Genomic DNA, 21,602 nt, shown 5'->3' on the forward strand with positions numbered 1-21,602 from the left:
TCAGGCCGCGCCGTGCCAGGCGACGAAGCGGTAGCCGGTGCCGCGCACCGTCTCGATGTGCTCCTGGTGCCCGCTCGGCTGCAGCGCGTGGCGCAGCCGGCCCACGTGGGCGTCGACGGTGCGCTCGTCGAGCACGGCGTGGCGGCCCCAGACCTTGTCCAGCAGTTGCGACCGCGTATGCACCCGCTCGGGATGGTGCATCAGGAAGTTTAGTAAACGGAACTCGACGGGCCCCAGCGTCACCTGGCGCGTCCCGGCCACGACGCGCTGCGTGTCCGGATCGAGGTGCAGGCCGGCCATCTGCACGGCGTCGATCGACACATGCGGCGCGCGCCGGCGCAGCACGGCCTGCATGCGCGCGAGCAGTTCGCGTGGGTTGAAAGGCTTGGTCAGATAGTCGTCGGCGCCGGATTCCAGGGCCAGGATCTTGTCGTGCTCCCCTGCCCGCGCGGACACCATGATGATCGTCATCGCGTGCGTGCGCGCCTGCGGGTGCAGGCGCCGGATCAGCGCTTCGCCCGATTGGCCGGGCAGGTCCCACTCCAGCAGCAGCATGTCGGGTACGCGCCCATCGATCGCGGCGAGGGCCGACTCGGCGTCGGGACACAGGCCGACGTCGTAGCCGGCACGGGTCAGGTTCAATTCCAGCAACTGGCGAACGAAGGGGTCGGGATCGACCACGAGGACGTGTGCGCTCATCGATAAATCCTTGTCTCGGCGACAACAGCTTCGAATATGCACGAAGCAAAGTCAGCTGAACAATATGATTTCGATTAGGAATTGATATGTTTGGCGAATAAATCGCCGCAAAGGGGGGCTGCGGGCGAACGGCGGGACGAACTGCGACGCGGCGAGGAAGGGAGACACGGCGTCACCACACCGTCGCCCCCGCGCAGGCGGGGGCCCAAGTTTGCGCGGCAGTACCGCACGCGGCCTTGGGTTCCCGCCTGCGCGGGAACGACGGGTTAAGGACGCTGATCCTAATTGCAGCGGCGTTGTTGCATTGGGTTCCGCCTGCGCGGGAACGACGGGTGGAGGACGCTGATCCTAATTGCAGCGGCGTTGTTGCATTGGGTTCCCGCCTGCGCGAAAGTCGTGTCCGGCACTGCCGAAAAGTCGCTTCCGGCAGTGCCGGAATCGACGGGGCTGATCGCGCCGGCCTTACGTGCGGCGGCGTTGCCGCATCGCGCCCAGCAGGATCAGGCCGGTGGCGACGAGCAGCCAGTCGGCCGGTTCCGGCACCGCGTTCACGGTGGCGAACGCGGGATCGGCCACCACGGCGGGCGGCTCGCCGGCCACGAGGCTGATCTGGACCGCCGGGTCGGACGACAGGTAATTGCCCGCGCTGTCGAGCAGGCTGACGGTCAGGCCGGTGCTGCCGGCATCGGACGGCGTGCCGCCGAACATCACGTCGAAGCCGAACTTGCCGCCGAGCAGGATCGACTGGAAGAATTCCGAGAACGCATCGCTCTTGAACGTGAGCGTGCCGCCCGCCTGCGTCACGTTGACGAGATCGGGCGTGCCGGTGAATGCGCCGTCGAGGTTGCCGATCGTCGCCGTCAGCACGTCGCTGGTGCCGAACGGCAGGAAGTCGATCTGCATATAGCCATCGCCGCCCGTGCCGGCCGTATCGAGGGCCACGTGGTAGATCGGGCTGGCGGACGCGGCCCCGGCCAGCAGGGACAGCGCCAGCAGCGCGCGTGAGAATAAAGTTTTCAGGTTGGTCATGGAGCGCTCTCAGTCATGTCAAAAGGTGCCGGAATACAGTGTCGACGTGAACGTCACGTTCGTTTTCGACGGGTTGGTGAAGGTCAGCGACACTTTTACGGTCGCGCCCGGTGCCAGCGCCGCGCCCGGCAAGGTCATATACGGTGCGCCGTTGAAGTCGCCGCTCTTGTTGTCGAGCGTGACGCCGGCCGGCAAGCCCTGCAGCACGTATTGCAGCGGTCCGGCGAGCGCGGCGGCGCTCGTGTTCGTGAAGGCCACGCTGCCCGTGAACTTGCCGGTGACGCGGTTGTAGCCCAGCGCACCCGCCACGATCTTGACGCTGCCCGTCACGTCGGCAAAGGCCGGCGCCAGGTTCAGGCTCACGACGACCGGATCGTGGTCCGACGCGCGGAACGGATTGTTCACGTACGGATCGTCGGCCGTGTCGCCCAGGTTGTAGTCGATCGCGTCCGGCTCGTCCGCATTGTTGTGCCACTCGGCCACGCCGGCCACCTGCGGGTCGAGGGCGCCGCTGGCCAGCGCGTGGTCGAGGTAGCCGCTCTGGCCGTCGAACACGTAGGAATACGGGATGCCGTTCGGACGCACGAAGCGCTCCAGTTCGTTGACCATGCCGTTATCCGTCAGGAATGCGATCGGGTCTTCATGGCCGTACGAGTTGAAGTCGCCCACGGCCAGCACGTCCGGATCGCCCGCGGCCGCCACGACGGTCGGGATGAAATAGTTGAACAAGCGCTTGGCCTGCTGGATGCGGGTGGCGTTCCAGCAGCCCTGGCCATCGCCGATGTCCGTGTCGCCGGCACCGGCGCCGCCGCAGCCGCCTTTCGATTTCAGGTGGTTGACGACCAGCGAGAACTTGGCGCCGTTCGCATTCACCCTGAAGGTCTGGGCGATCGGCGCGCGGTTGTTGACGTCGTCGCCGTCCGACAGCGCGCCGCCCACCGGCGTCAACACGGCCGGCTTGTAGATCATCGCCACCCGGATCGCGTCCGTGCCCGTCGCGGCGGGCTTCGCCACATACGCGTAGGTCGGCGTCGGCGCGCCGATCGCCTGATTCAGCGCGTCGACGAGATAGCCCACCGTGATGTCGCCGTTGTTCTGGATTTCCATCAGGCCGACGGCGTCGGCGTTCATCGCCTTGAGTTCATCGACGATCTTGTCGCGCTGGCGCACGAACTCGGTCATGTTGTCGGCGCCGCGGCAATTGCTTTTCGACGTCGTCGCGCCGATGGTGCAGCCCTGCCCCGTGTGGCCCCACGCGTCGGTGCCGTCGGTGAACGTGGTGAAGAAGTTCAGCACGTTGGCGCTGGCCACGCGCACGTTGCCTGCCACGACCGTCGGCGCATCCTCGCGCGCATTCGTGCGGCTGAACACGGGCGTGTCCGTCGGCTGCAGCTTGTACCAGCCGCCGCCGCCGCCGATGGCGCCGAAGTCGAGCACGCCGACGAGGTCCGTCACCGTGTCGCCCGCGCGCACGGTCTTGTCGGCCGCGAGATACGGGATGTGCGCCGGCACCGTGAAGATGCCGTCGTCCAGGATCACCATGTTTTGCGCGTTGGCGGCGATCAGCGCGGCCGCGTCCGGCGTGCCGGCGCGGTAGCGGTTCGTCGGCGTCTCGCGGCGGCCGTTGGCCAGCACCAGTTCGCCGCGGTCGCCCAGGTAGCTGTTGCCGTTCACGGTCAGCGCGTTCACGAAGCGCACGAGCATGCCTTCGTAGTGGCTCAGTTCGGCCGGCAGGTCGATGTTGACGGGGGCGATCGTATTGCCGGTGCCGAGGACGCTCACGGCGCTGACGTCCTTCAGTTCCGTGTACGAACGCGTGGAACCGCTCGGCGCGTATTCCGTCACGGTGCCCGTCACGCGCACGAGGTCGCCCTCGTTCGCGGCCGCGGCGGCGCCGTAGACGAAGATCGCGTCCGACGTCGTCGGGTCGCCATCGCCCTGCGGGTCCTGGATGTAGAAGCCGCTGCCCAGTTTCTTCGTGATGACGCCGGTCGTCGACTGCACGGTGTTCGCGTACGGGCTCGTCAGGCCGCTGCCCTGGATCTGCGGGATCGTGACGACGCCGCTGACGGCCACGTTGACGGTGCAGCTGGCGCTCTGGCTGGCATCGTTGGCGAACGTGATCTCGACCGGATACGTGCCGGCCGGCAGGCTCGCGTCGACGACGAGGTTGGCGCTGGCCGTGCGGTTGTCGGCAGTGGCCGGCATGAAGCCCGTCAGGCTGATCCCGGCGATGGCGCCCTTGCTGATGACGGCGCTGTTGACGATGCTGTCGGCGTCGGTCGCCTGCAGCGGGGCCGTCGTGCCGGCGCCCACGTCGACGCCCACGCTGCCCGGGCACGCCAGCACGATCGGCTGCGGCAGCGGCGCGCCGCTGCACGACACGCGGTCGCTGCCGGTGGTGCGCGGGCTTGCCGCGCCGGTGACGAAATCGCTGCTGTTGTCATTGCTGTCCAGGCAGCCGCTGTTCTTGCGCAGCACGGCCAGCGTGTTCGACGGCGGCGCCGTCGGGCCGGAGCCTTCGTAGTAATTGGCGGCGGTGCCGAAGCCGACGAAATCGACGACGTTGTCGACCGGCTTGGCGCCGGCCAGCGCCGCCGTCGTGTTGACGAGCGCGACCTTGCCGGCCGACGCGCTCATCGCGATGGTGCCGGCCGTGTCCGGCGTCAGCGCGTCCGTGCCGCCACTCCCGGCGGCCTCGTGCACGAGGTAGTACTGGCCGGCCGCCAGGGTCACGCTGGCCGGCAGCCTCGTCACCTGCCATGCCGTGCCCGCGCTCGACGCGTATTGCACGCTCCAGTTGTTCAGGGTGACGGCGGTGTCGCCCGTGTTCAGCAGCTCGATGAAGTCGTTTTTATACGTGGCGCCTGAATTGCCGCCGCCACCGTAGACTTGGCTGATGACGACGCCGCCCGGCGCGGCGAACACGGGTGCCGACAGGCCGGCCAGCAGGGCCGCCAGCACGGTCATGCGTCCTGGAAAATGGAGAGCGCGTTGTTTCATTGGGTGTCCTGGAATGAGGAAATGATCTGTCAGTGCAACACTTAACAAATGTATATTAAATGCGCAAATTGACAACGTCATGACCACGGATTAGTCCGAACGGACTAATTCCTGGATGGATCAACGCTTGCGGTACGGCGCGGCCAGCGGTTCGCCGATGAACAGGCCCTGGATGGGCCAGGCGACGCTCTTCCAGTAGGCTTCGATCGCGCTGGCGCCCTGCACATAATGCTTGAGCAGCACGGTCGGATTCGGGAATTTCTGCCAGTGGTTGCAGGGCTCGCTGACCGTGCCATAGCTCGCGGTCGCGCCCGCTTCTAGCCAGCGCAGGCTGCTCATCTGCTCTCCGCCAAGGAGGTCGCCGCCCAGCGACGTCAGGTGGTCGGCCAGCGCACCGGGCAGGAAGCGGAGGGTGTCCAGTTTGGCGACCTCGGCCATGCCCGTCTCGTAGATCATGATGTCCTTCGCGCCTTCCAGCACGTCGGCCTGCATGGGTTTCGTCACCAGCCTGCGCGCCGCGATGCGGCCGGGCGGCGGGAAGAAGGCCGCGCGCGAATTCCGCGCCTTTTCCGACGTCGTCAGGAAGTAGGCGGTGGCGGGCACGATCCGGAACCCGGCCCCGGCCCCGCGGTCGATCAGGGCCTTCGCGCGCTCCACGGATTCCGTCGGCAACAGCATCGAGATCCGGATGTTCAGGTCGGTGTACGGACGCGAGGAACTGGAATTGAAGTATGGGCTCGGGCGGCCCGGCAGGCACGTCTTCGCGCATTGGCCGGGATCGAAGCCGAGGCTGTACGCGCCCGTGATCGAATTGCATTCGACCTTGTACGGCGCCGTCCACACCATCAGCACGGCCTGCACGTTCGGGCCCAGGTGCGCGTCGATCTCGTCCTTGAGCGCCGCGAAGCGCTCGGCGCTGATCTCGTGCGGCTTGCCGGGAATGCGTACGTGCACGACATTGGCCGCCGGAATGCCGCGCCGCTTGCGGTAGTAGGCGCCGATCCTGACGCTGTTCGGCTCGGCGTCATTGATGACGATGGCCAATTGATCCGGCCGGAGGCGGGACTCGCCGACGAATTGGGCGCGGGCCGGGGCCGCGATGAAGGCGGCAAGGCATGCGAGCAGGGGCAGGCACAGTCTCGGGCAGCGTCTCGGGATCCGGGTCATGGGCAGTGGCAGCGTTGAAAAAACGGGAGCTCGAGGCTCCCGCTCATCATGCCACAGCTTGCAAGGCGAACAACTTAAGCGCGGCTTAGAACCGGGCCGCGTCGGCAGCGTGGGCGCGTGTGCGATGTGCGGGCGTCACGCGTGGGCACGGGGTGCCCACCCTACGAACGCCTCCGCATGGCCGCGCCCAGCACGCCGAGGCCCGCCAGCAGCATGGCCGCGGCACCGGGCTCGGGCACGGGCGAGATCGCGAACACTTCCATCGCGTCCAGGCGCACGATCTCGCCATGCAGGCTGCCGTCGATGATGCTCTTGCCTTCGCCGTCCGGGTTCCCGTAGGTCAGGCGCCACGACGTGGCCGCCGTCAATTCGTCGTTGACGAACAGGTCGGGCCCGGAACCGAAGATGGGGCCGTAGCCGACCTCGTTATAGGTCTGGCGCAAGCCCTGGCTCGGCAAGACATAGTCCGTCAGCACCTGACGGTACACGGCCGGGTCCGTCATATTGAACAGGAAGGCCGTGCGCTGCCAGTCGCGCTGGGTCTCGTGCCAGCCTTCGCTTGAGGCCCAGCTCTGCGGGTTGTAGCCGCCGACGAGGAAGCTTGCCCCGGCGGTGTTCGTCACTTCGAGCAGGGTGAAGGTCGCGCCCTTCCCGTCCGCCCCGGCGTGGAAGGCGTCCGACGTATCGCCGGGGTGCAGGGTGTACACATTGTCGAGGTTGAATTCGCCGGCGCCGAGCCAGCGTTCGAGTTGGGCGTGGCTGCTCGCGTCCAGCAGAGCAGAGCCGCCGATGATGTCGCCGGCCGCCGCGCTGCCGCCGACACCGGCCAGGGCCGCACCCAGGGCGCCGGCCACAATGAACGTCTTCATCTTCATGATGTTTCCCCGATGGGTTACAGACGACGCATTGTATGCCGCATGCGCGCGGCCATACGCACTGTAGACCAGAGGAAAAGATGCGTCCGCATCGAACGTGCGGACGCGGCGCGAAACGCTCAGGCGCGCTTGTAGATGTCCTCGAAGCGGACGATGTCGTCCTCGCCGAGGTAGCTGCCGGATTGCACTTCGATCAGGTGCAGCGGCAGCTTGCCCGGATTTTCCAGGCGGTGCGTCATGCCGATCGGGATATACGTGGACTCGTTCTCGGCCAGCAGCGTGACCTGGTCGCCGCACGTGACGCGCGCCGTGCCCGACACGACGATCCAGTGTTCGGCGCGGTGGTGGTGCATCTGCAGCGACAGCTTTTCGCCCGGCTTGACGCAGATGCGCTTGACCTGGAAACGCTCGCCCGCGTCGATGCCTTCGTAATAGCCCCACGGACGGTACACCTTCGTGTGCACCAGGTGCTCCGTGCGCGCGTTGCCCTTGAGGTGGTCGACGACGTTCTTGACGCGCTGGACCATGTCCTTGTGCGCGACGAGCACGGCATCGTTCGTTTCCACGACGACGAGGTCCTTGACGCCAACGACGGCCACGATGCGGCTCTCGGCGCGCACCAGCGTGTTGCTCGTGCTGTCGAGGTAGACGTCGCCGCGCGCCACGTTGCCGTCGGCATCCTTGGCTTGCACGTCGGCCAGCGCGGACCACGAGCCGACGTCGCTCCAGCCGATGTCGGCCGCGACGACGATGCCGTCGCGCGTGTGTTCCATCACGGCGTAGTCGATCGAATCGGATGGGCTCGCGGCGAACGCGGCTTCGTTCAGGCGGCAGAAGTCGAGGTCGCTGTACGCGGCCTGCACGGCGGCGCCGGCGGCCTGGGCGATCGTCGGCGCGTGCTTCTCGATCTCGGCCAGGAAGCGGTCGGCGCGGAACATGAACATGCCGCTGTTCCAGTAAAAGCCGCCGTCGGCGACGAAGCCTTCGGCCGTGTTGCGGTCGGGCTTTTCGACGAAGCGTTCGATCGTGTAGCAATCGTCGCAGCCCGGCAGCGGCTCGCCGCGGCGGATGTAGCCGTAACCCGTTTCCGGACCGCTCGGCACGATGCCGAACGTCGCCAGGGCGCCTTGCCCGACCTGGGCCGCGGCGCGCTCGACGGCGATACGGAACGCGTCGTTCTTTTCGATCACGTGGTCGGCCGGCAGCACGAGCATCACCGCTTCCGGATCCTGCGCGTGCAGGTATTGCGCGGCGGCGGCCACGGCCGGGGCCGTGTTGCGCCCCGCCGGCTCCAGCAGGATGCCGTGCGGCGTGATGCCGACGTCGCGCATCTGCTCGGCCACGAGGAAGCGGTGTTCGTTGCCGCACACGACCAGCGGTGCCATCAACCCCGGCCAGCCGCGGACCCGCAGCGCGGTTTCCTGCAGCATCGTCTTGTCCGTCACCAGCGGCAGCAGCTGCTTGGGCATGACTGCCCGCGACAGCGGCCACAGGCGGGTACCGGCGCCGCCGGAGAGGATGACTGGGTAAATTTTCATGCGTTGGCTTTCTCTAATGACTTGTCTGTTTCTTCGGCCTGTTCCGTCCGCCGGCTGCGGCGGCGGTCGCGCGCGTTCAGCCATTCCGACGAGCTGTAGTCGGAGGAGTGCTTCATCTCGCCGGCGCGGTCGATGCTGTAATCCTTGAACACGATCATTTCATGCAATGTCACGTCGTTCAGCACGCGAGTGTACTCGAAAAGGACACTGCGGACGACCTCGGCACCCTCGCAGATATGGCTGCCGTGGCCGATCCACGTCGGCCCGACGATCGTCGTGCCGGCCTCGATCTTGACGCCGGAACCGATGTAGACGGGGCCCTTGATCGTGGTGCCCCGCCAGTCGATGCTCGTGTTCAGGCCGGTCCACAGGCCGGGCTCGATCTGGATGCCCGGCACGTCCATATGATTGACCTCACCAGTCAGCACGTTCTGCAGCACTTCCCAGTAATCGCTCACGCTGCCGATGTCCAGCCAGTTGAACGGCCGGCCCTGGGCATAGAACGGCATGCCCTTTTCGACCAGCAGCGGGAACAGCTGGGAACCGATGTCGAACTCCACGCCCGACGGAATCAGGTCGATCACTTCCGGTTCGAAGATGTAGATGCCCGTGCTGATGAAGTTCGACAGCGCGTCTTCCTGCTTCGGCTTTTCCTGGAACTGGGTGATGCGGCCGTTCTGGTCGGTCACGACGACGCCATAGCTCGACACCTTGTCCCACGGGACTTCCTTCGTGATGACGGACGCCATGGCGCCCTTGCGGCGGTGCTCCGCCAGGGCCGCCTTGAGGTCGAGGTCGATCAGTGCGTCGCCGCACAGGACGATGGTCGTGTCGTCGAAGAAGCCGCCGAATTCCTGGATCTTCTTCATGCCGCCGGCCGAGCCGATCGGCACCGCGACGACTTCGCCGTCTTCCTTCGTATAGCCTTCGAAGGAATAGCCGATCTGGACGCCGTATTGCTCGCCCTCGCCGAAGTATTCCTCGATCTTTTCGTGCAGGTGGCTGACGTTCACCATGATCTCGGTCACGCCGTGCTTGCGCAAATGCTCGATCAGGTAAGCCATCACGGGCTTGCCCAGCACGGGGATCATCGGTTTCGGCAGGTCATAGGTCAACGGACGTACGCGCGTACCTTTGCCTGCTGCAAGAATCATCGCTTTCATGGTTCGGTCCTCATACGTTTATTTTGGGGTAGTCTGGTAGCGCCAGGAATCGGCGCACATTTGGGCGATGTCACGCTGCGCGGTCCATCCGAGTTCCTCGCGCGCCTTCGTCGGGTCGGCGTAGCACTTGGCGATGTCGCCGGGGCGACGGTCCACGATCTGGTACGGGATCGGCTTGCCGCAGGCCTTTTCGAAGGCGTGCACCATTTCCAGGACGCTGTTGCCGTTGCCCGTGCCGAGGTTGTACGTGTAGAGGCCGTCGCCCTTCGCCAGCTTGTCGAGGGTCTTCACGTGGCCGATCGCCAGGTCGACGACGTGGATGTAGTCGCGCATGCCGGTACCGTCCGGGGTCGGATAGTCGCCGCCGTACACGGACAGTTTTTCGCGCTGGCCGTTGGCGACCTGGGCGATGTAAGGCACCAGGTTATTGGGGATGCCGTTCGGCTCCTCGCCGATCAAGCCGCTTTCATGCGCGCCGACCGGGTTGAAATAGCGCAGCAGTGCGATGCGCCAGTCCGGTTCGGCCTTGAACACGTCGCGCAGGATGTCTTCGATCATCAGCTTGCTGCGGCCATACGGATTGGTGGCCGACAGCGGGAAATCCTCCATGATCGGCACCGAGGCCGGATCGCCGTAGACGGTGGCCGACGACGAGAACACGAGCGTCTTGCAGCCGAACTTGGCCATCGTCTCGAACAACGCGACGCTGCCGTACACGTTGTTGTCGTAGTAGCGCAGCGGCTGCGCCACCGATTCGCCGACAGCCTTCAGGCCGGCGAAGTGGATCACGGCGTCGATCTTGTGCGCGCCGAACACGGCCTCCATGGCCGCGCGGTCGCGGATGTCGCCTTCGACGAATTCGAACGGCTTGCCGGTGATCTTCTGGACACGGTCCTGCACGGAACGCACCGCGTTGTACAGGTTGTCGTACACGACCACGTCGTGGCCGGCGTTCTGCAGTTCCACGACGGTGTGCGAACCGATGTAACCCATGCCGCCAGTAACGAGAATCTTCATGAATGCTCTTCTTTCGTAAAAGTGTTGCCGCCGCCGTGCCCATTCCTTGAGCCGGCGCGCATCGTTATGTCGTCGGCGCCGGCTCGAAACCGGCGCCATCCCTGTCTGGTGTTTTGGTGTACTGCAACCTCGGGGGCGCTATCGTGCGCCCTTCAACTTCAACTCTTTGAGGAACAGCCGGATGAAGGCCATGTCCTCGATAAAATAACGGCGGAACATCCGGCGCGGCTCCTGCAGGAAACGGTAGAACCATTCCAGTCCGGACTTCTGCATCCACAGCGGCGCGCGCTTGACGTGGCCGATCGCCACGTCGAAGGTCCCACCCACGCCCATCGCGAACGGGACCTGCATCTCGGCCTGCCAGCGGCCGAGGAACTGCTCTTTTTTCGGCGAACTGATCGCCACGAACAACAGATCGGGACGCGCGGCGCGGATCTGTTCGACCACCTCCGCTTCGTCCGCCTCGCCCTTCCAGTAACCGTTGCGGTAGCCGGCCAGCACCAGGTTCGGGTATTTATGCCGGTACGTGGCTGCCACCTTGCTCACCACTTCCTCTTTCGCGCCGAGCAGGAACACGCGCCAGCCCTTCTCGCCGGCGCGCCGCATCAGCGCCTCGAACAGGTCGCAGCCGGCGACCCGCTCCTTCAACGGCCGGCCCAGCAGGCGCGACGCCCACACGACCGGCATGCCATCGACATTCACGAGCGCGCAGTCGTTGATGATCCGGCGCAGTTCCGGATCGCGGCTGGCCTTGACCAGCTTGTCGACGTTGACCACGACGTGCTGATGGGGCCGTCCGGTGTGGATGAAGCCCTCGACCGTCTGCAATGTCTCTTCCATCGTCAGGTTGTCGATGGAACACCCCATCAGCGTGATGCGCTCGTTCATTGTCTACCTCATTGCGTTAGCCGCGGATTTCCTTCGTCAGGATGTCCACGATGCGTTCGGCCGCCTTGCCGTCCCACAGGTGCGGCCGGCGGCCCTGCTTGCCCTCGCCGCGCAGGATCTTGCCCGCTTCGGCGAGGATCGCGGCCGGGTCGGTGCCGGCCAATACGTTCGAACCTTCGTCCACCGTCACGGGACGTTCCGTGTTCTCGCGGATCGTCACGCACGGCACGCCCAGCGCCGTCGTTTCTTCCTGCAGGCCGCCGCTGTCCGTCAGTACGACCGCCGCATCCTTCCACAGGTTCAGGAACGCCATATAGGCCTGCGGACCGGCCAGCGTGACGTTCGGGCCCAGGTCGATGCCGAATTTCCCGATGTTCGCGCGGGTGCGCGGGTGCACGGGGAAGATCAGCGGGAGTTCCGCTGCGATCTCCTTCAGCGCGCCGGCGATGCGCGTGAACGTGGCCGCGTCGTCGACGTTGCTGGGACGGTGCAGCGTGACGACGCCGTAGCGCTGGCCGGCCTGCGCGCGCGCGGCTTTCCAGGTGCTCGTCTCGAACGCGGACGTGTCGGCGTGCGCCAATTTCTCGGCCTGGTACAGCACGTTGTCGACCATTACGTGGCCGACGTAGTGGATCGCGTCATCCTTCTTGCCTTCGCGGCGCAGGTGCTCCACGGCGGACGGTTCCGTGACGAAGAACCAGTCCGAGATGCTGTCCGTGACGAGGCGGTTGATTTCCTCGGGCATCGCCATGTCGAAGCTGCGCAGGCCGGCTTCCACGTGGGCGACGGGGATGTTCAGCTTCTTGGCGACGATCGAGCAGGCCAGCGTGGAATTCACGTCGCCCACGACGAGCACGGCGTCCGGGCGCGTGGCGGTGCACAGTTCCTCGAAGCCGATCATGATCTTGGCCGTCTGCTGGGCGTGGCTGCCGCCGCCGGCGGCCATGAACACGTCCGGCTGCGGAATGCCGAGCTCTTCGAAGAACACGTCGTTCATCTCGCGGTCGTAGTGCTGGCCGGTGTGGATGATCTTGAACGCCGGCGCATCCGGACGCGCCTGCAGCGCACGCACGATCGGCGCGATCTTCATGAAATTGGGGCGGGCACCTGCGACCAGATAAATGAGCATTTGAAACAATCCCTAGATGTAGTTATGGAAAAACGGTGTTAGAAAAACGTTATTGTAAACTTGCACTCGACCGGGACGGCGGACGATACGGTGCTGATCTTTAAAACGTCGCACGGCTGCCTGTGTTCGTAGCAGCGCGAATACCAGCCGAGCGGCGGATTTTCGTTGCCGTGCACCAGCTCCAGCTTGAGGTCCGCGCCGTGCGCATGCATCTGCAGCGCGAAGCGCTTGCCGCGCACGTGCAGGCCGGCGCTGTTCAGCCGCACGTCCAGGCCGGGTGCGAAATGCCAGAACAATTCGACCTGGTGATGTTTCTTCGCAGCGATCTCGTCGCGCACGGTGAGCGTCGCGCTGGCACCATCGTAACGCACGCTGCGCATATGCCGCACGGGATCGGCCAGGCGCTCGTAACCGTCGTGCGAGCCGCGGAAGTCGAACTCGTGCGGCGACTGCGGCATGCGTTCGATGGCTGCCCGCGCCTTTTTCAGCCACATGAAGCGCCCGCCCGACACCGACTGGTCGAGCCCGTCGATGCGCACCGTGTTGTGCGCCGACGTGCCGCGGAAGTAGTCGCGCCACTTGTGTTCCTGCCAGTACGAATACGTGCCCGGATCGACGAGGCACGCCTCGCCGCCGACGGACAGCGTCAGCGCGAGCGCATCCGCGTGGCCGTGCGCGGCGATGCCGAGATAGCCGAGCGGACCGCAGTCGACCATGCCCTTGATCTCGTCGCGCTCGCCGAAATGCGAACCGAACAGCAGATAGCCGCCGTCCGGGAAGGCCCAGCCCGTATCCGACTCGTGCGGGTCCGCCTCCGGCCGCTTGCCGGGCAGCGCGTGCAGCAGCCAGCGCACGCCGGGGTGCGCCGGCGCCATGCGGCGCAGCACGGCGTCGCCCAGCGCCAGCAACTGGTCGGCGCGGTCGGCGCCGGGCGCATCCAGCCGGAACACGATGCCGTCGTCGGCGTCGCCCACCATCGGCACATTGCCGCCCACGTCGCGCACGGAACGGAGGAAACGCAGCGCGCGCTGCAGGCTCGCCCAGTAGGCGCGCGAGAACGGATGATCGCAGGCCTGGCCCACGAGTCCCGCCACGAACAGGAATTCGCTGGAGAACACGTGGTAGGCAAAGGCCTGCTCGCGGTTGACGCCGTCGCGCGAGAACTGGGCTTGCGCCTCGTGTTCCAGCTCGGCGCGCGCCTGTTCCAGCCACGCGCCCGACGCTTTCCAGCACGGCCAGATCGACGCGCCCACATACAGGCCGGCCAGTTCGCCGATCAAATGGTTGTTCGCCGACGAATGGCGCGACAGGTGGCGCGCGATCGCGCTGCAGTGGGCGTGGATCGCATCCAGCCAGTCGGCGCGCAGGCGCTGCCCTTCCTCGCCCGCGAACAGGCCGCTGCCCTCGCCGCCGATCAGTTGCCACACGAGGCCCCAGTTGATGAGGCGGATGCCCAGTTCCAGCGAGCTCGTCCAGTTGGGGCCGACCAGCGGCGGACACTGGTCGAGCCAGCTGCGCAGCTGGGTGTGCAGCGCATGCAGCCAGGCGACGTCGGACGTACAGGTCCAGGCCTGCGCGAGGCGCACGAGGTGCAGGTGGCGGTTCAGTTCCCACACGTGCTTGATGTCGCCGACCTGTTCGCGGTCCGTGATCGCGATGTCGCCCGCGTAGATGCTCGGGCCGACGACGCCGCTGTCCGGATCGCGGTTCCACACGGGCGGCATGCCGACGTCGAAGCGCCGGTTGGCGAACAGGACGACGTGGCCGGCGCAGATGCTGTCGGCGTCGGCCAGCAGCGCGTCGCGTTCCGCCGGCGGCACGGCGAGCGGCCCGTGGAGGTTGAAGGTGCGGGCGCGCGGCAGCGGCGGCGCGGCGCGCGCGCGCAGGCGTTTCGCCACGCGCGTGACGGCCGCCTGGCGGATCCGGTAGCCGACCTCGGCCACGGACATGCAGCGCAAACGGTTGACCAGCCAGACCATCCCTGTCGCTTCGCTCATCATGATGCCCCCGCCAGTTCACGGTAGATCGCGGACAATTTCCCGCACACCACCTCGGTTGAGTATTGTTGTTCGATGGTTGCGCGCGCACGTTCCGCCAGCCGGTCGCGCAGGGCGCAATCGCCCAGGACCCGTGCAAGCGCCCTGGCGAGCGCCTGTTCGTCGCGCGGCGGCACCAGCAGGCCATTGTCGCCGTCGCTCAGTGTTTCCGGAATACCGCCCACGGCCGTCGCCACGACCGCCTTGCGCGCCGCCATTGCCTCGAGCATGGACATCGGCAGCCCTTCCGCGTGCGACGGCAGGCAGAATACGGTGGCCTTGCGCAGTTCGGCGTCGCGTTCGGCCGGACCGACCCAGCCGGGCAGCTCGATCCGGTCCGCGATGCCCAGTTCGGCCGCGCGCCGGCGCAGGCCGGACGCATCGCCCTCGCCGCCGAACACGAGGCGCAGCGGGCTCGGCCCGGTCGTCTCGCGCACGATGCGCGCGCCCGCCTCCAGCAATTCATAAACGCCCTTGGCCGCTTCCAGCCGGCCGAGGAACAGGACGCGGCCGGGCATCGACTGGTCCTGCGCCGGCAGGTCCGGCAGCGGCACCGAATTCGGCACGACGGCCACGCGCGCGCGCGGCGCAAAGGCGTGCACGAACTGGGCCCAGCCTCCGGACAAGGTGATCACGAGCGAGCTCGCTTCCAGCGTGTGGCGGATCCAGCGCCGCAGCAAGGTGCCCGATTCCTCCGTGGCAAAGGTGCGGAAGCCGCCGCCGTGCAGGTGAAAGATGGTCTTGCAGCCGGCCCGGCGCGCGATCAGCAGCACGAGCGACTTGCGCAGGAAGCTCGCGTGCGAGGCCGCGTGCACGTGGACGACGGCCGGATGCCGGCCCAGGCACATGACGAGCGTCTGCCAGAACCCGGACAACGCGCCGCGCGCCTTCACGAGCGGCGTGCCGTCGCGGTGGGTGGCCACATAGCGCACGGATTCGCGCTCGAACAGTCCATGCCGGCGCAACACGGAGACCACCGCCGCCACCCCGCCCCTGCCGTCGAGCGCCGTGCCGACCATCAGGACCCGTGGCGCCGGCGCTTTCACGCGCCCGCCCCCATGGTCGTCGTCCCCCGCTGCGCTGCTTGTGACAAGGTAGAGGCCCTTACTAAATGGACAATATTTCGATAATACATCATGATTTTTCCGCCGTGCGCACGCTTCAACTCTCGATCGCGATGAATTCGAACTTGCCGTTCGGTCCGCGCGGAATCGCCCCCACCCGCTCCACCCGCACGTTCACGCCGGGCACGCGCAGCAGGAATTTGTCGATCAACGCCCGTTCGTCCGCATCGCCGAAGCCGTCGGCCGTCACGACGCGCAGCACGAATTCGCCGGCGCCGCGGTACAGCACCTGTCCTTCGACGAGATGGCGGTCGTGCCCCTGGAAGATGCGGTCCAGGCGCGCGACGATGCGGCCGTCCGGCAAGGTGACGATCTTTTCCTGGCGCCCGATCACGGCCTTGATCGTCGGGAAGACGCGGCCGCAGGGGCACGCTTCGCCGTCCGGGATCACGGTGTCGCCCGTGCGGTAGCGCACGAGCGGCATCGCGGCATTGTTCAGTGACGTACCGACCAGTTCGCAGGCACCGTCCTCCGCCTCCAGCAGCGCGACCCCGCTGTAGTCGGTGAGCACGTGGTAGCGGCCTTCCTCGCACGTGCCGATGGCGGCCACGCGCTCGGCCTGGCCATACCAGTCGAACACGCGCACGCCGAACGCCTGCTCCACGGCCGTGCGCACGCCGGGTTCCAGCGTCTCGGACGACGTCATCACGCCGCGCAGCGCGCGTCCGCGATAGCTGCGGCCGGCCGCGTTCAGCCAGGCGGCCAGCGCCGCGATCGACGACGGGTAGGCGTGGATCACGACGGGATCGAAGCCCTCCAGCGCGTCGATGTAGCGGCCGATCGTATCGTTCGACAAATGGTACGACGACATCATGAGCATATTGCCCACCCAGTCGCGGCACCAGTAGCGGCCGTCGCGCGGGTGGTCAGGGCACACGATGTCGCCGCGGATCCACGCGCGGCGCTGACCGTGGCGCCAGCCGATCCATTGCAGCTGGCGGTAGACGAAGCCTTCCTCGCGCACGAGGTTGCCGAGCGACTGGACGATGGTCAGCGGCGAGCCGGACGTGCCGCTGGTCTTGATCGTCGTGCGGATCCAGGAACCGGGGCCGCGCGGCCGCACCAGGCGTTCCGGATGCTGGCGGACCTCGGCCTTGGTCAGCATGGGGCTGCCGGGCGCCAGCCGGGCCAGGGTCGTGCCGTCGCCGTCGAGCGGCACGCCGACCCGGCGCGCGCGCCGCGCGACGTAGGCGGCCAGCGCCGCGCGCGAGCGCTCGTTGGCGACGAGACCGGGATACACGAAGCGCCGGCCCCAGACGTTGCGGACGATGTCGCGCACGAGCGAACGCAGCGAGCACTTCAGCGAGTAGGTCCACATCGACATGCTTACGGCCGCTCCGTCAGGATTTTCCTATAAATTTTTGCAACATTGTTACCCAGAATATCATACGTGCGGTGGCTCGTTACGTACGGTGGGCCACGTAACGCGAACTCGGCAGCAAGGGCGCCGTCATTTAACAATTCCAGCACGGCATCGGCGAACGGCCCCGCTTCCATCGGCACGCACAGGCCGGCCCCGCTCTCCTCGATGACCTGTTTCTGGTCGGGGATATCGTTGGCGACGCTGGGGATGCCGAGCGCCAGGTATTCCACGAGCTTGGTCGGCGACGACACGTCGAACAGCGTGCCGCGCGGGATCGGCGACAGGCCCACCTCGGCCCGCACGGCATAGCCGAGCGCCGTGCGCTGGGGCAGCCAGCCCGTCAGCAGCACGTGGCCGTCCAGGCCGCGCTGCGCGATCTCGCGGCGCATCCACGCCATCTCGTCGTCGGACGGGGCGTCGCCGGCGATCACGAGCAGCACGTCCGGATTGCGGGCGCGCAGCCGTTCGGCCACGTCGAGCAGGAAGTCGGACCGGCGCGAGCGCGCGATGCGGCCCAGGTAGAGGACGACGCGGCGCCCGTCCAGGCGGAAATCGTCGACCGGCTCCACGTTGGCGCGGTCGAACAGGTGGGCGTCGACGCCCATCGGCACGGCCGTCATGCGGGCCCGGTCGAACCCTTTCGCGGCCAGCCAGTCGGCCATGGCGTCGCTCTGCACGAACATGTGGCGCGCGCCGGGCAGCACGACGCGGTAGATCGCCACCCGCGACGCCCAGGCGCGCAGCGCATGCCCCAGCCACCTGACGCCGCGGCCGTGGCGGGCGATGTCGTCGCGCCGGACCTCGAAGCCTTCGACGATGGGGAACGACATCCAATAGATGAACGGGACGCGCAGCAGCGCGGCCGCCACGCGGCCCAGCACGCCGCTGGCGATCTTGTCGCGCACCTGGATGCAGTCCGGCCGGCCGTGGCGCAGCGCACGCACGAGGCCCAGCAGGTCCCACACGGGCGCGCACACGCTGGCGAAACGGCTGCGCAGCGAGCCGACGACGTGCATGCCGCCGGCCGGCCACGGCGCCGTGTCGCCGCTGCCGCCCTGCCCCACCAGCTCGGTGGCCACGCCGTAGCGCGGCATCTCGGTGCCGAACAGGGTCCGTACGTCGGCCCGGACCGGCGGCAGCGGATCGCGCACGACGAACAGGATGGAACGGGACGAAGAGAGTCTGCGCATGGATTCCTTATCGTATGAACAACGAATGGAAGCCGATTCTAACTTGCCCGGCAGCGCGCACAGTTGCGTGAAACTTAAATCAGGCCGCGCGCAGCGCGCGCAGGCGGGCCATCAGGGCCGCGCTGGCCTGGCTGTCGATCTTGCGGCAGAAATGGGCGCGCGACGCGGCGATGCGCTCGAAGTCGCCCTCGTCCAGGATCTTGGGGTTGCGCGCGCCCTGCTCCGGCCACTGGACGTAGCGGAAGTTCTGGCCCAGCACGCGGCGCGCGAACGGCGAATTCATCACGAGGGTCTGGAAGAACATCTCGTCCGGACACGCGCAGTTGCGGAAGAAGCGCACGAGGCCAGGGTCGCGCGCGACGCGCGCGAGGATGTCCTGCACGCACGCCTGCGACAGCGCCCACCACGACGAGCCGCCGTACGGCCGCATCCCGCCGGGCAGGCGGCGCGCGGCGCCCGTCACGCGCAGGACGCGGTTGGCGACGCGGCAGGCGAGGCGCGCCAGCGGCGTGTCGTCGCCGCGATGGAAATACCGGTAGCGGTAATCGGCCGCCCACTGGCCAGGGTCGGTGCCGATGGCGACCGTGTCGAGCAGTTCATGGCCGGCGTGCTGCGCCAGCGCGTCCTTGAGGCGGGCGTTCGAGAGCAGCGGGAAATCCTGGGCGCTCAAAAAGACCACCTTGTCGAACACCGGCACCTCGGCCACGATCTGCTCCAGCGAATGGAGCACGGCCTGCACCTGGCTGAACGTGCCCCAGTGGACGTCGATGCGGTTGCTGACCTGGCGCGCGAACGGATGGACGCCGGCCGGATCGAGCGCGCATTTGCGGTCGAGGTTCACGTACACGCGAAAATCGTCGTCGCGCAGCTGCTCGACCAGCGCATTGAGCTGGCCCAGGTCCTTGTGGGCTTGGATCAGGAACACCTGTGTCGTCATCGTCAGCGCAAAAAAAGAAGGCCTCCGCAGGCGTGCGCCCGCGGAGGACCTTGGCGCCTGCGCGCCGAGTGTAGCACGGTGCGCAGGCGATCCCGACGACGATACGCGGGCGTTTAGTTCAGGTTCACCGTCTGCGTACCGACGGTGAGGGTGCGCGTCGTGCCCGACGTCGTCACCTTGGTGGCCGGACGCTTGCAGCCGACGTCCAGCAGCACGAGGAACTCGGCCGCCGACTTGCTGTCGTTCTTCAGGTAGAACGCGCCGTGGTCTTCGGTCACGCCGGCCTTGGGCGCCGGACCGGTCCACTTGGCGAACGGCGCGTTGCCGTTCAGGTCGCGCAGGCATACCGACTGGCCGTTGATCGCGATCTTGACGCTCGACGGGCTCTCGACCGTCATCGCCACCGGTGCGTGGACGTTCCACTCGTAGGTGTGCGCCACCACCGCCTGCAGCTTGTCGCGCACCACCATGGCGTTCTGGCTGTGCAGGTACCAGATCTGGCGCTTCGCCATCGTCAGCTGGCCGCCATACGCCGGGGTCGCGTCGCCTTCGGCGTAGTCGTAGGTCGACTGGGCCGAGAAGCCGGTGATGCGGCCGTTGTGCTGCAGCTGCTCGCGGTAGCCGGTGACCACCTGGCCCTGGCCGCCGTCGAACGTGATCGCGTTCTGCGACTTGGTCTGGTGATACCAGTCCGTCCACAGCGGCGAACCGTACCAGTCATACCAGCCGGCCTTGACCAGCAGCGGCTGGCCGGCCACCGACAACAGCAGGCCGTTCTGGTCGCCGTGGCTGTGGTTGAACGAGCCGTACGGGCTGGACTTGAAGAAGAACGAGGTGCGGCCCGTCGAACCGATATCGCTGTGCATCGCCACCCAGCCGGTGCTCGGGTAGTAGGCCGAATTCGACGGCGGGATCTTCAACGTGGTGCCGGCCACCGGCATCGGATACGGCGCCTGCACCACGGACAGCGAATCCTCGATGCCCGGCAGGTTGGCCACGTACCATGCGGCGCGCGGCGACACCATGCGGTTCGCGAACGCGCGGAACACGCGCGGGTCCGGCTTGGTCTCGGAACCGTCGCCGAAGGCATGCACCTTCGAGCCCGGCGGCGTGAATTCGGTCGCGAAGTCGAGGAAGCCCAGCGTCCACGGCTTGGCGTACATGTTCACGCCGGTCGCCTGGACGATCGGGTCCCACAGGGCCGTCATGTAGCCGGCCGCGTATTCGGCGTAGGCGGTGCCGTTGGCATAGCCGCCTTCCGAACCCGACCACGGCGACGGGGTGTTGACGTAGGCACGGAACGTGAAGTCGAACCACGTCTGCGCTTCCGGGATGTCGCCCAGGGCCAGCGTCGAGATCAGCGCCATGTAGATCATCAGCGTGTTGCCGTGCGAGTCGAACGGGTACTGGTCGAGGCGGCCGTTGTCGCCCGAGATATTGCTGAACATCTCGGTCACGCGGGTCTTGGCGACGGCGAGCCATTTGGCCTTGCGGGTCGCGTCCAGGTCGCCGGCCAGCAGGTCGGCGCCCTTGAGCAGTTCCAGCGCGATCTGGCGCGTGGCCTGGTCCTGGTTGGCGTAGCTGGTGGGGCCGCTCGGATTCAGCGACGCCAGCTGGTCGCCGCGCTTGAGCGCTTCGTTCAGGTAGACCGGATCCTTCTTGAGGCGCCACAGCAGCGCGGCCGCTTCCAGCTGGCGCGTCGATTCGTTGATGCGGTTGCGCACGTCGGTCTGCTGCGATGCCATCGTCGCCGTCAGCGGCGCCGAGATCGCGACCGGCCAGCGCGCGTCCGACAGGTCGGGCAGCGCCGTCATCTGCAGCTTGACTTCATTGATCAGGCGGCTGACGTACGGGTCCAGCTCGGTCTTCCTGGACGTGCTCCAGGTCGAGTAGGCGGTGAAGCTCGGGCCCAGCGAACGGGGACGCGCCTTGGCCAGGATGCGCGAACGCAGGGTGGCGTTGTCGGGCACTTCGAACGTGGTCGACCGGCTGGTGATCGCGAAGGAACGCGGGCTCGACCAGTCGCTCGAACCGGACGGGCGCACGCGCCAGGTGTAGTTGCCCAGGGCCAGGGCCTTGGTCGGCAGGTACCAGTTGCGGTCGACCGTCGCCTTCACCGGCGAGCCGCCGACCGGGGTGATCTCGATGTCATAGGCGGCCGGACCGGTCGGATGGCGCGCCCAGGCGAAGCCCGGCGGATTCTGCGCCTGCACGGCGCCGTTGGCGGGTGCGGGCTGAACGACGAGCGGATCGGTGGATTGGGCCCAGTCGGCATGCGCGCTGAACGACACCAGCAGCGACGACAGCGCAGCAACGGCAATGATGCCCTTCCGATGAAATTTCATGTAAATGCTCCGAGAAATATTAACTGGACGACGAGAGGTTCAACTGTCGGCAGGACGCCTGGGCCAGATTTGCTTTGAAACGCTCGGCTGAGACAAATG

Annotated in this window: 16 protein-coding genes; all 16 read right to left on the bottom strand. The window is 67.0% G+C overall.

The window, feature by feature from the left end:
• Positions 1–699 carry a winged helix-turn-helix domain-containing protein gene (locus U9J41_RS07380; RefSeq protein ID WP_322401454.1) on the bottom strand — a complete coding sequence of 233 codons (699 nt, stop codon included), beginning with the start codon at positions 697–699 and terminating at the stop codon, positions 1–3.
• 462 nt (positions 700–1,161) lie between these two features.
• Positions 1,162–1,728: an NF038129 family PEP-CTERM protein gene (locus tag U9J41_RS07385; protein WP_322401456.1), complete on the bottom strand. Its 567-nt coding sequence runs from the start codon at positions 1,726–1,728 to the stop codon at positions 1,162–1,164.
• Positions 1,729–1,746: 18 nt separating this feature from the next.
• Entirely contained in the window at positions 1,747–4,731 is a 2,985-nt protein-coding gene (locus tag U9J41_RS07390; RefSeq protein ID WP_322401458.1) for an ExeM/NucH family extracellular endonuclease, read from the bottom strand.
• A 120-nt stretch (positions 4,732–4,851) separates the two neighbouring features.
• Entirely contained in the window at positions 4,852–5,775 is a 924-nt protein-coding gene (locus U9J41_RS07395) for a TIGR03790 family protein (protein ID WP_322401460.1), read from the bottom strand.
• Between the two features lie 284 nt (positions 5,776–6,059).
• Positions 6,060–6,773: a PEP_CTERM-anchored TLD domain-containing protein gene (locus tag U9J41_RS07400; protein ID WP_322401462.1), complete on the bottom strand. Its 714-nt coding sequence runs from the start codon at positions 6,771–6,773 to the stop codon at positions 6,060–6,062.
• Between the two features lie 119 nt (positions 6,774–6,892).
• Positions 6,893–8,311 (bottom strand): mannose-1-phosphate guanylyltransferase/mannose-6-phosphate isomerase, encoded by a 1,419-nt coding sequence (locus U9J41_RS07405; protein ID WP_322401464.1) that lies wholly within the window; start codon positions 8,309–8,311, stop codon positions 6,893–6,895.
• Positions 8,308–9,474 carry a nucleotidyltransferase family protein gene (locus U9J41_RS07410; RefSeq protein WP_322401466.1) on the bottom strand — a complete coding sequence of 389 codons (1,167 nt, stop codon included), beginning with the start codon at positions 9,472–9,474 and terminating at the stop codon, positions 8,308–8,310. Before U9J41_RS07410 ends, U9J41_RS07405 begins: the two co-directional genes overlap by 4 nt.
• 18 nt (positions 9,475–9,492) lie before the next feature.
• Complete coding sequence (gene galE, locus U9J41_RS07415) at positions 9,493–10,491, bottom strand: UDP-glucose 4-epimerase GalE (RefSeq protein WP_322401468.1); 999 nt, start codon at positions 10,489–10,491, stop codon at positions 9,493–9,495.
• Positions 10,492–10,629: 138 nt separating this feature from the next.
• Positions 10,630–11,379 carry a WecB/TagA/CpsF family glycosyltransferase gene (locus U9J41_RS07420; RefSeq protein WP_322401470.1) on the bottom strand — a complete coding sequence of 250 codons (750 nt, stop codon included), beginning with the start codon at positions 11,377–11,379 and terminating at the stop codon, positions 10,630–10,632.
• A 16-nt stretch (positions 11,380–11,395) separates the two neighbouring features.
• On the bottom strand, positions 11,396–12,508 hold the full coding sequence (wecB, locus tag U9J41_RS07425) for a non-hydrolyzing UDP-N-acetylglucosamine 2-epimerase (protein WP_322401471.1): 1,113 nt from the start codon (positions 12,506–12,508) through the stop codon (positions 11,396–11,398).
• Positions 12,509–12,546: 38 nt separating this feature from the next.
• On the bottom strand, positions 12,547–14,508 hold the full coding sequence (locus tag U9J41_RS07430; protein ID WP_322401472.1) for a heparinase II/III family protein: 1,962 nt from the start codon (positions 14,506–14,508) through the stop codon (positions 12,547–12,549).
• On the bottom strand, positions 14,505–15,590 hold the full coding sequence (locus tag U9J41_RS07435; protein WP_322401474.1) for a glycosyltransferase family 4 protein: 1,086 nt from the start codon (positions 15,588–15,590) through the stop codon (positions 14,505–14,507). The genes U9J41_RS07430 and U9J41_RS07435 overlap by 4 nt, the downstream gene beginning before the upstream one ends.
• A gap of 115 nt (positions 15,591–15,705) precedes the next feature.
• Complete coding sequence (locus U9J41_RS07440) at positions 15,706–16,992, bottom strand: phenylacetate--CoA ligase family protein (RefSeq protein ID WP_322401475.1); 1,287 nt, start codon at positions 16,990–16,992, stop codon at positions 15,706–15,708.
• A gap of 2 nt (positions 16,993–16,994) precedes the next feature.
• Positions 16,995–18,221, bottom strand: a complete 1,227-nt coding sequence (locus U9J41_RS07445) for a glycosyltransferase (protein WP_322401477.1) — start codon at positions 18,219–18,221, stop codon at positions 16,995–16,997.
• Between the two features lie 79 nt (positions 18,222–18,300).
• Positions 18,301–19,146 (bottom strand): beta-1,6-N-acetylglucosaminyltransferase, encoded by an 846-nt coding sequence (locus U9J41_RS07450; RefSeq protein ID WP_322401479.1) that lies wholly within the window; start codon positions 19,144–19,146, stop codon positions 18,301–18,303.
• Between the two features lie 125 nt (positions 19,147–19,271).
• Positions 19,272–21,503 (bottom strand): heparinase II/III domain-containing protein, encoded by a 2,232-nt coding sequence (locus U9J41_RS07455; RefSeq protein WP_322401481.1) that lies wholly within the window; start codon positions 21,501–21,503, stop codon positions 19,272–19,274.
• Between the last annotated feature and the right edge of the window lie 99 nt (positions 21,504–21,602).

It is taken from the genome of Massilia luteola (genome assembly GCF_034420155.1).
Taxonomy (GTDB): domain Bacteria; phylum Pseudomonadota; class Gammaproteobacteria; order Burkholderiales; family Burkholderiaceae_D; genus Telluria; species Telluria luteola.

What these genes read in the sequence shown, in the direction of transcription:
- U9J41_RS07390 (WP_322401458.1), bottom strand. Translation starts at nt 4,731, where the DNA reads ATGAAACAACGCGCTCTCCATTTTCCAGGACGCATGACCGTGCTGGCG.
- U9J41_RS07430 (WP_322401472.1), bottom strand. Translation starts at nt 14,508, where the DNA reads ATGATGAGCGAAGCGACAGGGATGGTCTGGCTGGTCAACCGTTTGCGC.
- U9J41_RS07400 (WP_322401462.1), bottom strand. Translation starts at nt 6,773, where the DNA reads ATGAAGATGAAGACGTTCATTGTGGCCGGCGCCCTGGGTGCGGCCCTG.
- galE (WP_322401468.1), bottom strand. Translation starts at nt 10,491, where the DNA reads ATGAAGATTCTCGTTACTGGCGGCATGGGTTACATCGGTTCGCACACC.
- U9J41_RS07410 (WP_322401466.1), bottom strand. Translation starts at nt 9,474, where the DNA reads ATGAAAGCGATGATTCTTGCAGCAGGCAAAGGTACGCGCGTACGTCCG.
- U9J41_RS07385 (WP_322401456.1), bottom strand. Translation starts at nt 1,728, where the DNA reads ATGACCAACCTGAAAACTTTATTCTCACGCGCGCTGCTGGCGCTGTCC.
- U9J41_RS07445 (WP_322401477.1), bottom strand. Translation starts at nt 18,221, where the DNA reads ATGCGCAGACTCTCTTCGTCCCGTTCCATCCTGTTCGTCGTGCGCGAT.
- U9J41_RS07440 (WP_322401475.1), bottom strand. Translation starts at nt 16,992, where the DNA reads ATGTCGATGTGGACCTACTCGCTGAAGTGCTCGCTGCGTTCGCTCGTG.
- U9J41_RS07380 (WP_322401454.1), bottom strand. Translation starts at nt 699, where the DNA reads ATGAGCGCACACGTCCTCGTGGTCGATCCCGACCCCTTCGTTCGCCAG.
- U9J41_RS07405 (WP_322401464.1), bottom strand. Translation starts at nt 8,311, where the DNA reads ATGAAAATTTACCCAGTCATCCTCTCCGGCGGCGCCGGTACCCGCCTG.
- wecB (WP_322401471.1), bottom strand. Translation starts at nt 12,508, where the DNA reads ATGCTCATTTATCTGGTCGCAGGTGCCCGCCCCAATTTCATGAAGATC.
- U9J41_RS07420 (WP_322401470.1), bottom strand. Translation starts at nt 11,379, where the DNA reads ATGAACGAGCGCATCACGCTGATGGGGTGTTCCATCGACAACCTGACG.
- U9J41_RS07455 (WP_322401481.1), bottom strand. Translation starts at nt 21,503, where the DNA reads ATGAAATTTCATCGGAAGGGCATCATTGCCGTTGCTGCGCTGTCGTCG.